10 protein-coding genes and 1 tRNA gene are annotated in these 12668 nt (G+C 60.6%); 4 read left to right on the forward strand and 7 right to left on the reverse strand.

Translation table 11 applies throughout. The annotated features are described in order from the left end of the window. Window positions 1-78 precede the first annotated feature (78 nt). Window positions 79-378 (reverse strand): hypothetical protein, encoded by a 300-nt coding sequence (locus VFV96_11575; GenBank protein HEU5071034.1) that lies wholly within the window; start codon window positions 376-378, stop codon window positions 79-81. Window positions 379-610: 232 nt separating this feature from the next. On the opposite strand from VFV96_11575, the gene VFV96_11580 reads away from it, so the two are divergent. Next, entirely contained in the window at window positions 611-772 is a 162-nt protein-coding gene (locus VFV96_11580; GenBank protein ID HEU5071035.1) for a hypothetical protein, read from the forward strand. 195 nt (window positions 773-967) lie between these two features. On the opposite strand, the gene VFV96_11585 is transcribed toward VFV96_11580, so the two are convergent. Both VFV96_11585 and VFV96_11590 read right to left on the reverse strand, forming a co-directional pair. Beyond that, a tRNA-Asn gene (locus tag VFV96_11585) sits at window positions 968-1042 on the reverse strand. A gap of 845 nt (window positions 1043-1887) precedes the next feature. Further along, window positions 1888-2754, reverse strand: a complete 867-nt coding sequence (locus VFV96_11590) for a histone deacetylase (GenBank protein ID HEU5071036.1) — start codon at window positions 2752-2754, stop codon at window positions 1888-1890. A gap of 116 nt (window positions 2755-2870) precedes the next feature. Between VFV96_11590 and VFV96_11595 the strand changes: the two genes are divergently transcribed. Beyond that, the gene (locus VFV96_11595) at window positions 2871-3968 is read left to right on the forward strand and encodes a hypothetical protein (GenBank protein HEU5071037.1); all 1098 of its coding nucleotides are present in this window, start codon (window positions 2871-2873) and stop codon (window positions 3966-3968) included. A gap of 12 nt (window positions 3969-3980) precedes the next feature. Here the strand turns inward: VFV96_11595 and VFV96_11600 are convergent, their stop codons facing one another. The 4 genes from VFV96_11600 to VFV96_11615 form a co-directional block, all read right to left on the reverse strand. Further along, complete coding sequence (locus tag VFV96_11600; protein HEU5071038.1) at window positions 3981-4364, reverse strand: group III truncated hemoglobin; 384 nt, start codon at window positions 4362-4364, stop codon at window positions 3981-3983. Window positions 4365-4374: 10 nt separating this feature from the next. After that, window positions 4375-5193: a hypothetical protein gene (locus VFV96_11605; protein HEU5071039.1), complete on the reverse strand. Its 819-nt coding sequence runs from the start codon at window positions 5191-5193 to the stop codon at window positions 4375-4377. Between the two features lie 8 nt (window positions 5194-5201). Beyond that, window positions 5202-8369, reverse strand: a complete 3168-nt coding sequence (gene alaS / locus VFV96_11610; protein ID HEU5071040.1) for an alanine--tRNA ligase — start codon at window positions 8367-8369, stop codon at window positions 5202-5204. 145 nt (window positions 8370-8514) lie between these two features. Then, the gene (locus VFV96_11615; GenBank protein HEU5071041.1) at window positions 8515-9222 is read right to left on the reverse strand and encodes a PrsW family glutamic-type intramembrane protease; all 708 of its coding nucleotides are present in this window, start codon (window positions 9220-9222) and stop codon (window positions 8515-8517) included. 520 nt (window positions 9223-9742) lie between these two features. On the opposite strand from VFV96_11615, the gene VFV96_11620 reads away from it, so the two are divergent. Both VFV96_11620 and VFV96_11625 read left to right on the forward strand, forming a co-directional pair. After that, window positions 9743-12136 carry a PAS domain S-box protein gene (locus tag VFV96_11620; protein HEU5071042.1) on the forward strand — a complete coding sequence of 798 codons (2394 nt, stop codon included), beginning with the start codon at window positions 9743-9745 and terminating at the stop codon, window positions 12134-12136. Continuing rightward, window positions 12133-12585: a response regulator gene (locus VFV96_11625; protein ID HEU5071043.1), complete on the forward strand. Its 453-nt coding sequence runs from the start codon at window positions 12133-12135 to the stop codon at window positions 12583-12585. Before VFV96_11620 ends, VFV96_11625 begins: the two co-directional genes overlap by 4 nt. Window positions 12586-12668: the final 83 nt, after the last annotated feature.

Genomic DNA, 12668 nt, shown 5'->3' on the forward strand with positions numbered 1-12668 from the left:
TTCGCGGAACGGTATTACAACCGGGAACGGCGCCACAGCGCCCTCGGTTACCAGAGCCCGGTGGACTTTGAACTGCAACTAAACTAAAACACCTATGCGCACCGCCCCTCCAAGGTGTCCATCAAACCGGGTGAGGCCCACGATGCCGAAGTCCCAGTTATTCTGGATGGGCACGCTGATGAGAGCGGCGACAGGATTCTGAAGTTTCCTGGCGAGTTCGGCCGCTTTCGCCTGTTCGTCACCGCCTGCTCCGCTGCCGGAGGATTGAGCGTCGGCTGGCGCGAGGGTGAGCGAGGTGTTGAAGGTAGATTGCGGTTGAGCCAGTGCGGGCAGCGCCAAGACAGCCGTAATCACGGCAAGTAAAAGGAAATGCTTCATCGTAGTAGCTTGGATTCCATCCCAAACTACCACTCTAGGCACACCACCTACCTACACATTACTTGCGCTTTCATGGCTCTTTCTTGCCGGTCGCAGAACCGTTCCGATCTTCGGCGTCAGGTGCCCCCAGGCAATTCAAAAGACACAAGAGGTTATCGTCACAGGCACTCTGTCTGGGGGGCGAATTCAGTTATACATCAATCTACTGGTTCATTGGCGGAAGATCTCTGCCATGCAGAGTGCTGCCCCGCCGAAGTCCCGACGTGACCCGCAAGCGTGGTTGATCAATAAGGCCAAGGTTTCCATTTCTTCCGATCCCGAGTGGTTTGACAATCTGTGCGACGAAATCGGTCTGGCGATGAAGCCTGTTGGTCGCAAGCGCGGCCAAGTCTGACAATTGGCCGGTTTCGGCTTCTCGCCAACGGGGCGAGAGACACCGTTAGGGTGTTGTCACCGCCTATTGCCGAATTGTGCCGAAGTTGTTGCGAATAGCTGAGAACTCGCAATTCTTCTGGCAGTTGTTCTGGCAAATGGCGGTTTTTCGACCCAACGTCGTGGGAGCTGTTGTTGAACTTCAACAACTTGGAATTGGCTCCAGAGGTAGGACTCGAACCTACAACCACACGGTTAACAGCCGCGTGCTCTACCATTGAGCTACTCTGGAACCCAAAGCGGACGCGCACTTTAATCACCGCTCACGTGAGCGTCAATCTGGTTTTGCCAGCCGCGACAATTTGCGATGCGGCCGGCCAGATTGGGACGTCGCCTGCCATGTTAATGTGTTGGGCAGAGAGGCTTTGCCACACCCGCAACGCATGCCAGACGATCAATGTATGCTCCTCCAGTTGGAGGCTGCCGCTTCAGGGAAGCGCAGCGGCAGAACTGGGCCGCGCGCCAGCCCTCTGGGGTCGCAGGATTTGCAGGCCCGCGGCGGAGGGAGGTCGGGCTCCGCCGGCAGCCATCGACTCCGGGCCAATGAAGTTTGATTTAATCGATGGCCGAATTCCGAAGAGGGCGAGGCGGCGTGCCGTCTGATCTGGCGTATGAAAACAAATACCTGGTTAACTCTCTCGGCCATTGCCATTGGAACTGTATTCGCCTCCTCCGCGCACGCGGGATGGGCGGTGGGCGTCACCATCGGAGGGCCGGTTTACGCGCCGGCACCGGTTATCATCGCGCCGCCGCCTTGCCCGCCGCCGGTGGTCTGTTACCCGCCACGGCCGGTCTGCCCGCCGCCGGTGGTTTATGTGCCCGCCGGACATGCGTGGGGGTATTACCATCGGGACTGGGATGATCGCGGGCGGAATCATGGCCGCGGTGGCTGGGGTCGTTACGATGGCGATCGTCGCGGCCACGGAGATCGGGATGACCGCCGTCATTGAACGGCTCCGTGGACTTCAACTCAAGCCGGAGGGAATTTCCCTCCGGCCATTTTGTTTTCGCGCCTTTACGTGAGTGGCGCACTTCCGGCCCTGAAGCTGGGTCAGCGATAAAGCCAGGCGGAACGGCTCAGGGAATGTTCGAGAGCCCCTTCAAGTAGGCGAGAATGAGTTGCGGTAGTTCGTCGCTGTAACCGCCTTCCAACACATTGAACAGGGGTCGCCCCAAACTGGCGAGTTGCGTGCCCAGCCAATGGAAATCTTCGACTGTCAGCGTCTCTTGCGCGATGGGGTCGTGCGCATAGGCATCGAACCCGGCGGAAACCCCGATCAGATCGGGCTTGAACGCGGCAAGATCATCGAGGGCCTGCTGGAGCACCTGGCGGTATTCTGCCCGCGGCGTCATGGGGGCAACCGGATAGTTGAAGCAATTGTGGCCGACATGTTGCGCGCCGGTGCCCGGATAGCAGGGGGATTGGTGAACGGAAAAATAGGCGACGCCGGGACGGTTTATCAGGATTTCTTCCGTGCCATTGCCGTGATGCACATCGAAGTCCAGCACGGCCACGCGTTTTCGGCTTTGCGCATGCGCCTCCAGGGCGGCGATGGCCATGTTGTTCAAATAGCAAAAGCCCATCGCCTGGGTGGAAGTGGCGTGATGTCCGGGCGGCCGCATCAAACTGAAGTTCGGCTCGCCGCGCAGTGCGCAGGCCAGTGCCGCCAATGCGCCGCCCACCGCGTTGCGCGCGCGTTCGCCAATGCCCGCGTGAAACGGCGTGTCGGCGTCGAAATCCTCGGGGTGCAGCAGGCGGTTGAGGTGCCGCGTCACATGCGCCCGGTGAATCGCGTGTTCCGGGACCTCGACGGGCGAACTCCAGGTGATGGGCAGTTCGGTCTGGTGTTGCAACAATTCCACCGTGCGGCTGATGCGCGCCGGCCGTTCAGGGTGGCCCGGCGTGGCGTAATCAGTGCACTTCGTGTCCGTGATGATCGTCATGCCTGTTGGCAAGGCCCGTCGGCGTCCGCTGGCTTCGACGGGTCGGGCGAAGGCGGGGATTGCACGCGACGATTTTGCTTTTGGTGTTTTGGTTTGGCCAGCTTAGATTCGCCCGCATGAATGACGAGACACTGCGTTCCCACCGGACCGCCCGCAACCGGACCCGATTTTTTGCCCTGCAAAACCTGGCGGGCTTGGCGGCGGCCGTTCTTCTGCTCGCGCCGGGCCGCGCGTCTGCCTGGGATTACGCCGGGCACCGGGTGGTGAACCAGATTGCGCTGGCGACGTTGCCGACGAATTTCCCCGCGTTCGTGCTCGCGCCGGAAGCCGCCGAGCGGATTGCCTTTCTGGCCGGCGAACCGGATCGCTGGCGCAACACACCCGATTTGACGCTCAAGCACAGCAACGGGCCGGATCACTACCTCGACATGGAGCCCCTGGCGGACTACGGCTTGAAGCCGGCGGACCTCCCCGTCTTTCGCTACGACTTCATCGCGCTGCTGGCCACGGAACGCGCCGCGCATCCGGATAAATTTCCGCCCGTCAATCCCGCCCAGAATTCCGACCACACCCGGCAACTGCTCGGGGCGCTGCCCTGGTCCATCACCGAGAACTTCGGCAAGCTGAAGTCCGGGTTTTCCTGCCTCAAGACCTTTGAGGAATTCGGCGGCACGCCGGCGGAAATCGCCAACGCCAGGGCCAACATCATCTACATCATGGGCGTGATGGGCCATTACGTGGGTGATGGCGCGCAGCCGTTGCACACCACGATTCATCACAACGGCTGGGTGGGCGCAAATCCGCACGGTTACACAACCGCGCGGTCCTTCCATCAATGGATCGACGGGGGTTACTTCGAAAAGGTCGGCATCCCGACGGTGGCCGGGGTGAAATCCAGTTTGCGGCCGGCGCATCTGGTTCAGCTTGCGGGTCGCGATGTGCACGCGGATCAAACCTTCCAATCCGTCGTTGAGTTCCTCGTGGCGACGTCGCACGAAGTTGAGCCGCTCTATCAGTTGGAGAAGGACGGCGGCCTGTCCGGGGAAGGGGAGGCGGGCTTGCGCGGCAAGGAGTTCCTGGCGAGGCGGCTGGTTGCCGGCGGGCAAATGCTCGGTGACCTCTGGTTCACCGCCTGGCAGGAAGCGCCACCGGACAAATACCTGAAGGAACAACTCCTCGAACGGCAGCAGCCCGCCGCGGGCAAAAGCAAATAGCCGAAGTCGCGCTCAACCACGCCGTCCCTGCGTCACCGCGAACAACCGCCGTCCGAACTCGTGCGCCAGGGCCGTCATTTCGGCGGCCTCCCGCGCGGGCAGCTGGCGATTGGCGTTGAACTCCCACAAGCTCAGCCAGTGCTGGAAATGCTCCGGCTGCAAGCTGAGCGCAAGGTGCGCGCCCGCAAATCCGCCGCGATAGCGCGACGGCCCGCCCGTTTGCAGCGCCCAGAATTCCGTAATCTTGTCGAGATGCGCCGGCCAGTCGGTGATCTGCGCGTTGAACACCGGACCAATGACGGCGTGCTGGCGAACGTCAATGTAGAACGGCTTGATGAGTTTGAGGATGCCGTCGTGGCCGCCGAGGCGGAAATAAAGTGAAGGCTCTGTTCCCATCGCAGATTGACTACGCCAGTGGAAGATTTGCACCAACGCGGGCGGCTGTGTCATGAAATGCCACCAACTCGCTAATCATCGTATGGATTTCACTTTGCCCGAAGTGGCCAAGTTGCCGGCACACGGCAAAGTTTTTTGACTCCGTCTGGTATTTCGCGTTCCACGCCTTGAACTCTGATTCCGCCTGCGCATCGCGCCACGGCCAGCGAACGCCGGGACTGGTCAGGCCACAGCGCCATGCCTTGGGCGTGAGCCGGGCGCGAAAGCACTTCTGACTGGCGCACAATTTTCGGTAGAGCGGGTCGGCTTCAAAAGCAGCGAACACCTCAGCGCAAACCGGGTCTTCAGGATTGTATGGCTTGTGCGTGGCGACGAGACGGATGCCGGCCCGCGTGCGATAGGCGCGAATTCCCCAGTCAGGATGCGCCGCCACCCAGCTTCCAACTTTCGCCAGAGTGGATCCCTCAAACCCCGGCGGTTTCTTGCCAAACAAACTCTTGAAGAAACCGCCACGGCTCTGGGGTTCGTCAATATCCACGAAGAGCAAATTGGCCACGTTCAACACTTCGCAACCTTGGGTATTGCGCGTGACGGCGGCGATGAGTTCACCGTTCGCAGCGCGAAATTCGCGCAGCACTTCCTCCCGCATCGGTCGTCCCGGGTAGTCGTAGGCGGCCTCCGGGCAATCCCTCTCTCCCTTTAACCACGCGATGACTCGATCAACACGTTTAGCACCCACCGCCAGCGCATCCGTCACCGAAACGTCAGACCAACCCCAAGCAGAGACCTCACCCGATTTGGCAAGCTTCCAGAACTTGGGAAAATGCATGGCTACTCCTACAATAAACTCTTCGCCTTCGCCAGCGCTTCGTCCAGCTTGCTTGCGTCCTTGCCGCCGCCGCGGGCGTTGTCGGGCTTGCCGCCGCCTTTGCCACCGACGATGGGGGCGATGGCTTGGATGATTTTGCCGGCTTGGTATTTCGCGGTGAATCCCGGCGACACACCAGTCACAAGCGAAACAGCGCCTTCGAGCGCGCCACCAAGAACTACCACTCCGTCGAACCTACCTTTGAGAGAGTCTAAAACTCCCTGCAAGAAATCACCACTTACTCCACCAACGTTATGAATAATAGCGGGCGTTCCATTCAGATTCTGAACTCGTTCAAGCAACTGACTTGCGGCGTTTGACGCTTCGCGTTGTTGCGCGGCCTTGGCCTGCTTCTCTAGTTCCTTCTGGTGTGCGAGCAAAGCTTCGATCTTTTTCTCCAGCTCATGCACGGGCGACGTGACCTTGGCCGCAATGCTCTTGATGAGTTGCGCCTGCGCGTTCGCCACGGCGTAGGCTTCGAGACCAGCAACCGCCTCAATGCGCCGGACGCCGGCGGCAATCGCGCTTTCGCCGACGATGCGGAACAAACCGATCTCGCCGGTCGCGCGGGTGTGTGTGCCGCCGCACAGTTCCATGGAATAGCCGTCCAGCTTGTGCGCGGCGCCGCCGATCTGGACGACGCGGACGGTGTCGCCGTATTTGTCGCCGAAGAACTGCATCACGTCCTTGCGCGACTTCACGTCGGCGTAAGGCACTTCGCTCCACGAGACGCCGGCGTTTTCGAGGATGCGCTCGTTGACGAGCTTCTCGATGTCGGCGACCTGCGCGGGCGTGAGCGGCGCGCTGTTGAAATCGAAGGTCAACTTGTCCGGGCCGACAAACGAGCCTTTCTGCGACGCGTCCTTGCTGACGACTTCGTGCAACGCCCAGTGGAGCAAATGAGTGACGGTGTGGTGACGTTGGATGGCGTCGCGACGAGGTTTATCCACGCTCAACGTGACCATGGAGTCCACTGTGGGCGCGTCGGAACCCACCCCTGACCCCTCCAGAGGAGGGGAACTGCGCGGCGGATTGCTGGCCGCTCCCTGACGTTGCTCCCCTCCTGCGGAGGGGCTGGGGGTGGGTTGCTCCAAGAAATGCAGGAAGGTGTTGCCGGACTTCTGCGTATTGGTAACGCGCCAGAGCTGGCCGCTGCCGGTCAACTCGCCGGTGTCGCCGACCTGGCCGCCCATCTCGGCGTAGCACGTGCTGGTGTCGAGGACGATGGCGGTCTTGTCTTTCAAGGAGACGACCTCAATCACTTTTGCCTCCACCGCCAAGTGGTCGTAGCCGACGAACTTCGTGGGCGTGGTGGTCTCGATTTGCGAGAGCGAAATGACTTCCTTCTTCTGCGCGGCGCGGGCTCGGGCGCGTTGTTCTTCCATCAACTTCTCGAAGCCTTCCTTGTCCACGGTCAGGCCGCGTTCGCGCGCCATTAACTCGGTGAGATCGATCGGGAAGCCCTGTTCGTCATATAATTTGAACGCAACATCACCAGGAAAAACTTTCGATTCTGGAGCTATTGCAGCAACAGCCGGCTTAAGTTTTCCGAGTTCACTTAGGATTTTATTACGACAAACTTCAAAAACACCCGGTTCATTTTGCATTTCTTGAAACGCAGAAAACAGGTCAGTTGCAGGTTTGCAGAGCGCCTTGAACCGATCTCCCCAGACTCTAATGATGCCAACAGGCTTCGTTGCGCCCTTCAAAAGTGAATCTGTCAAAGAATCAACAAACATGTCGCGCAATTTTCCTTCTACATGAATGCTAAACGTTGCCCAGTCAGCTTCCAGTTCCTTTATTGAAACAGGAAAGGTATCAGGAATTGACCGAAGGCCATTTGATACTCGGTCGAGAGATTGCGGAATATTTAACAAGAATTTGTTAACCGTTTCCAGTTCACGAACCGAAGCGTCGAAGATTTCAATTCCTTTATCCAACGTCTTATTAAACGCCTCTTCCTCGAGGCGGATGACGTCTTGGACGTGTTTTTTCTTCGTGCGGATTTCGGGGAAGATGTCGCCGAAATTGTCGGCCACGACGTCCACGAGTTTGTAGAAGAACGGTTCCTTGAATCCGAGCGTGCGGCCATAACGCACGGCGCGGCGCAGGATGCGGCGGAGAACGTAGTTGCGGTCCGTGTTGCCGGGCTGGATGCCATCGGCAATCGCAAAGCTCAGCGTGCGGATGTGGTCGGCGATGACGCGGAACGCGACGTCAATCTTCTCCTGCTCGGTGTCACCGGTGCTGCCGGCTTTCGGGAGCGTGGAGCCGTAGCGTTTGCCGCTCAGTTTTTCGATGGCGTCGAAGATCGGGCGGAAGATGTCGGTTTCGTAATTGGAAATCCGGGCATTGGCGAAGTCAGTGAAATTCTTCGTGCCTTGAATGATGCTGGTGACACGCTCGAAGCCCATGCCGGTGTCCACATGCCGGGCGGGTAGCGGCGAGAACGTCCCGTCGGGATTCGCGTTGAATTGGATGAAGACGAGGTTCCAGATTTCAATGCACTCGGCCGTGCCTTTGTTGACAAGCGAGCCTTTGGTATCGCCGGCGGGCGTGAGGTCCACGTGCAATTCGGAGCACGGGCCGCACGGACCGGTTTCGCCCATCATCCAGAAGTTGTCTTTCTTGTTGCCATTGACGATGTGCACGGCGGGATCGAGCCCAACGCTGCGGAATTTTTCGGCCCAGAAATTCCACGCTTCCTGGTCGAATTCGCTCGGGTCGTTCTTGGATTTGTCCGGATTGTAAACGGTGGCGTAAAGGCGCTGCGGCGGAAATTTCCAGATGTTCACCACAAGTTCCCACGCCCATTCGATGGCTTCCTGCTTGAAATAATCGCCGAAGGACCAGTTGCCAAGCATCTCGAAGAACGTGTGGTGATAGGTGTCGAGCCCGACGTCGTCGAGGTCGTTGTGCTTGCCGCCGGCGCGGATGCACTTCTGCGTGTCCGCCGCTCGCCCGGGCGTGTAAGGGCATTGGGTCTGGCCAAGGAAGATGGGCACGAACTGGTTCATGCCGGCGTTGGTGAACAGCAGGTTCGGCGAATCCGGCATCAGCGAGGACGACGGGACGATGGTGTGCTGCTTCGACTTGAAGAAGTCGAGGAACGACTGGCGGATCTGGGTCGAGGTCATCGTTAAATCGTTGGAACGTTAAACCGTTGCATCGTGGCGGCGGTCACCGACAGGCCGTCATGGCCCTGTAAAATCAGGCACGGAGAGTAGGCCAAAGCTGGTCCTTAAAGCGAGTTGGAAGTTATCCGGTGGAGTCCTTTGGCCACTATCTCGCTCCATCAAGAGTTGGGACTCTTCGAGCCGCATATAAGCTCCTGCCGGCAAGCGTCAAGGTTATCAACCCGGCGGCCATTCCTGACAGCACTGGCAGGTGCTCGTTGGCACCCGGGGGAATTTCCATCAGTGAGGCGTTCCCGATTGTGTGGAGCGCGGTGGGGACCAGCAGGGCGAACGGCCAGGTCCAAAAGCGACTTTGGCCCTGCTGCCACCCCTTCCACGCGAACCACGTCATGATGATGCCCCACGAGCAATGGAAGCAGGCTCCGATTGAACGCCCCAGGAGTGTTTTAAGGAGACCTTCGTTGCCCAGCGCACCCAGCATCCCCTCCAAACAAGCGAAGCCGCAATAACTCACCGCCCCCGCAGCCAACCAGGTGAGGGGTGCAGGCGTCTTTCGCAGAATCCAGATCATCAGCAACGCCACCAGCCCCTTGCCCAACTCTTCGGGAAGTGCCGTTGTGAGAAACTGGCCGATCAGTTCGTTCAGATAGTAATGCTCGATCAGGCCGGCAATACTTGGCTCGACCCCATTGCCGAGCCGGATTGCGGGCAGCACAACGAGTGCGCCGAGGAAAAACGCAAGCGTAAACGCCCCCGGCCCAAAGGGCCGTCGACACCAATACCAGACGCCTCCAGCCACGACAACCGGCCCACCGAGCGCGACCAATAACATGATGATGGTCTGGGAACTCATACCCTTATCACGCCAGCAACTCCCTGGCCTTCGCCAACGCTTTGTTCAGATTGCTGGCAGAGCTGTGATGATGTCTTAATGTGCGCAAAATCAATCTGAGGCAGGGTCGCCAAACGGCGGCGACCGGACGGCGCCGCGCGCCGCTCCTACCGAAAACAGGCGGGAAGCTTGGGCAAAAGCCCGCCGTAAAAGCGAGTTGGAAGTTTTGGTGCAAAGGCTGCCCGGCGCGAGCGGCTCTGTTTGCATTTGGCGCGGGGCGGTCGTCGTTGAGGGGCCGTTCGGGTGGTCATTGTCACTGATAGTCTGTGGCCAAATGGGCGCGCGTGGGGTTTGTAGTAGAACGCATGCTGAAGTGCCACGGTCCGAACGACAAACAGGCTGGCCGAAAGGCGGGTTTCCGTCGAATCTGTGGGCGCGAAGCCCGGCGAAAGCAACCTCAAGTTGTGCCGGCATTGTACCGGGGTGCGGTTTGCCGGATTGCGCCGCGCGGACGGGCTTCGGGAAATCGTCCGGGTCTGCCATGGAAAGGAAAATGACAACGCTGCCGCAGTCGCCAATCGCATCACGGCCACAACAGGTCGCCCGCCTTGCCTGCGGGAGTGTGCTGGTCATCAGCCTGCTGGTGCTGGCGGCCTGGGGGTTCGACGTGCCCGTCATGCAACGGCTGGTGCCGGGCTGGCCAAAGACCTCGCCGCTTTCGGCGCTGAATTTCTTCCTCGCGGCCGCGGGTCTGGCGGCGTTGCTTTACGCGCGGCGTGGGGAACGGCCGGCGCTGGTGGCGCGGCGAACGGTCGGGCTTTGCGCCCTGCTGGTGGGGCTGACGAGCCTGGCGAAACTGAGCGCCATTTTGGGGGGCTGGCCGCTGCAAATGGACCTGCTCCTTTTTCACGAGCATCTGGCGGCGGGCGAACTGCCGGTGCGCATGGCGCCGGTGACGGCGTTGACCTTTCTGCTCTGGAGCGCGGCCCTGGTCCTGGCGCGCTACCAGCGGGCGGGGGACTGGTTTCAGGCGATGGTGTTGCTGACGGGGTTCATCGGCTGGCTGGGCCTCGCGCGATTTCTCTACGGCGGCGCGCCGTTGCTGCCCGATGCCCAGATGTCGGCGATTGGGGCCGTGTGTTTCGTGTTGCTGAGCGTGGGCCTGCTCTGTGCGCGGACGGAGGATGGGCTGATGGCGTTGCTGGTCAGCGCGGGGGCCGGGGGGGAAGTGGTCCGGCGACAGTTGCTGCCGGCGCTGGTGCTGCCAGTGTTGGTGGGCTGGCTGCGGTTGAAGGGGCAACAGGCCGGCTGGTATGGCACCGAAGCGGGGCTGACGTTGTTTGTTTCGGCCAACGTGCTCATCTTCGGAGTGTTGCTCTGGAGCAACGCGGCCCTGCTGCATCGCGCCGACGTGGAGCGCCAGCGCTCTGAAGGGCAGTTGAGCGCGTCGCTCAAGGAAATCTCCGACCTGAAGGCCGCCCTCGACGAGCACGCCATTGTAGCCATCACGGATTCCCAGGGCAAAATCACCTACGTGAACGACAAGTTCTGCGCGATCTCCAAATATTCCCGCGCGGAACTGCTGGGGCAGGACCACCGGCTCATCAACTCGGGCCATCATTCCAAGGCATTCATCCGCGATCTGTGGACGACCATTGCCCGCGGCCGGGTGTGGAAGGGGGAAATCAAAAACCGCGCGAAAGACGGTTCACTTTACTGGGTGGACACGACCATCGTGCCGTTCCTCGACGCGGCGGGCAAACCGCGGCAATACGTGGCGATCCGCGCCGACATCACCGAACGCAAGGCCGCCGAGATGGCGCAATTGCAGCTCGTGGCCATCGTGAATTCTTCAGACGACGCCATCATCGGCAAGACGTTGGACGGGATCATCACGAGCTGGAATTCCGGTGCGGAAAACATCTTTGGCTACACCGCCGTGGAAATGCTGGGCCAGACTGTCCTGAAGCTGATCCCGCCGGAGCGCCAGACGGAGGAGACGGACATTCTTGCCCGCATCGGGCGCGGCGAGCGGTTGGCGCAGTTTGAAACCGTCCGGGTGCGGAAGGATGGCAGCCGGGTGGATGTTTCGCTGACCATTTCGCCGATTCTCGACGGGCGTGGCCGGATCATTGGCGCGTCGAAGATTGCGCGGGACATTACTGAACGGAAGCGCGCCCGGGAGCAGATTCAGCGGCTCAACGCCGATCTCGAACGACGGGTTGCCGAGCGAACGGCGGAACTGGAGACGGCCAACAAGGAACTGGAGGCGTTCAGTTACTCGGTCTCGCACGATCTGCGCGCGCCGTTGCGGGCCGTGAGCGGCTTTGCGGGCATCGTAATTGAGGATTTTGGAGGGCAGTTGCCGGCCGAGGGGCAGCGTTATCTCGAACGCATCCGCAGCGGCGGGCAACGCATGGGCGAACTCATCGATGACTTGCTGGCGTTCTCCCGGTTGAGCCGGCAGCCCCTCAACCGGCAGCTCGTGGACACGCGCCGGGTCGTGCAGGCGGCGCTCGATGAGACGCGCGCCCAGCGCGAAGGCCGGGACCTCGACTTGAACGTGGGCGAGCTTCCCGCGTGCCACGGCGATCCCGCCCTGCTGAAGCAGGTCTGGGTCAACCTCGTGTCCAACGCCGTCAAATACACGCGCGGCAAAACCCCCGCGGTGGTCGAGATCGGCAGCGCCCGGGAAAACGACGAAACCGTTTATTTTATCCGTGACAACGGGACGGGCTTTGACATGCAGTATGCGGGCAAGCTGTTCGGGGTGTTTCAGCGGCTGCATCGCGATGATGAATTTGAAGGCACGGGCGTGGGTCTGGCCATCGTGCAGCGGATCGTCCACCGCCACGGCGGCCGGGTGTGGGCCGAGGCTGCGATCGGACGCGGAGCCACCTTTTATTTGACCCTCAAGGGAGAGGACCATTCATGAGTGAACTGAGCGAAATCGAAATCCTGCTGGTGGAGGACAACCCCGACGATCTGGAGATGACCTTGCGCGCGTTGCGCCGTGTCAACCTCGCCAATTCCATCCAGGTGGCGCGGGACGGCGCCGAGGCGCTGGAGTTCATCTTCTGTGAGGGCAGCCACGCCGGTCGAAAAATCGAGCAGCGGCCGAAAGTGATTCTGCTCGACCTGAAACTGCCGAAAGTGGACGGCCTGGAGGTGCTCAAGCGAGTGAAGTCCGATCCCCGCACCAAGACCATCCCGGTGGTCATCCTGACCTCGTCCAAGGAGCAGCGCGACATCGTGGAGAGCTACCATCTGGGCGTGAACAGCTACATCGTGAAGCCGGTGAACTTCGAGGGCTTCGCCAACGCGGTGAAGGATCTGGGCATGTATTGGCTGATCCTCAACCAGCCGCCCCGCACCCACGGCTGATGCCGGGAGGGTTCGTTCCGAAGGCCGGTTCAAGGGGGCGGTTTCAGGGGAACCGCGCCGCCGTGCTGCGGGCGCGTCCAACT

The sequence above is a fragment of the Verrucomicrobiia bacterium genome (assembly GCA_035765895.1).
In the GTDB taxonomy this organism is placed as follows: domain Bacteria; phylum Verrucomicrobiota; class Verrucomicrobiia; order Limisphaerales; family DSYF01; genus DSYF01.

What these genes read in the sequence shown, in the direction of transcription:
- alaS (HEU5071040.1), bottom strand. Translation starts at nt 8,369, where the DNA reads ATGACCTCGACCCAGATCCGCCAGTCGTTCCTCGACTTCTTCAAGTCG.
- VFV96_11605 (HEU5071039.1), bottom strand. Translation starts at nt 5,193, where the DNA reads ATGCATTTTCCCAAGTTCTGGAAGCTTGCCAAATCGGGTGAGGTCTCT.
- VFV96_11615 (HEU5071041.1), bottom strand. Translation starts at nt 9,222, where the DNA reads ATGAGTTCCCAGACCATCATCATGTTATTGGTCGCGCTCGGTGGGCCG.
- VFV96_11580 (HEU5071035.1), top strand. Translation starts at nt 611, where the DNA reads ATGCAGAGTGCTGCCCCGCCGAAGTCCCGACGTGACCCGCAAGCGTGG.
- VFV96_11620 (HEU5071042.1), top strand. Translation starts at nt 9,743, where the DNA reads ATGGAAAGGAAAATGACAACGCTGCCGCAGTCGCCAATCGCATCACGG.
- VFV96_11600 (HEU5071038.1), bottom strand. Translation starts at nt 4,364, where the DNA reads ATGGGAACAGAGCCTTCACTTTATTTCCGCCTCGGCGGCCACGACGGC.
- VFV96_11590 (HEU5071036.1), bottom strand. Translation starts at nt 2,754, where the DNA reads ATGACGATCATCACGGACACGAAGTGCACTGATTACGCCACGCCGGGC.
- VFV96_11575 (HEU5071034.1), bottom strand. Translation starts at nt 378, where the DNA reads ATGAAGCATTTCCTTTTACTTGCCGTGATTACGGCTGTCTTGGCGCTG.
- VFV96_11625 (HEU5071043.1), top strand. Translation starts at nt 12,133, where the DNA reads ATGAGTGAACTGAGCGAAATCGAAATCCTGCTGGTGGAGGACAACCCC.
- VFV96_11595 (HEU5071037.1), top strand. Translation starts at nt 2,871, where the DNA reads ATGAATGACGAGACACTGCGTTCCCACCGGACCGCCCGCAACCGGACC.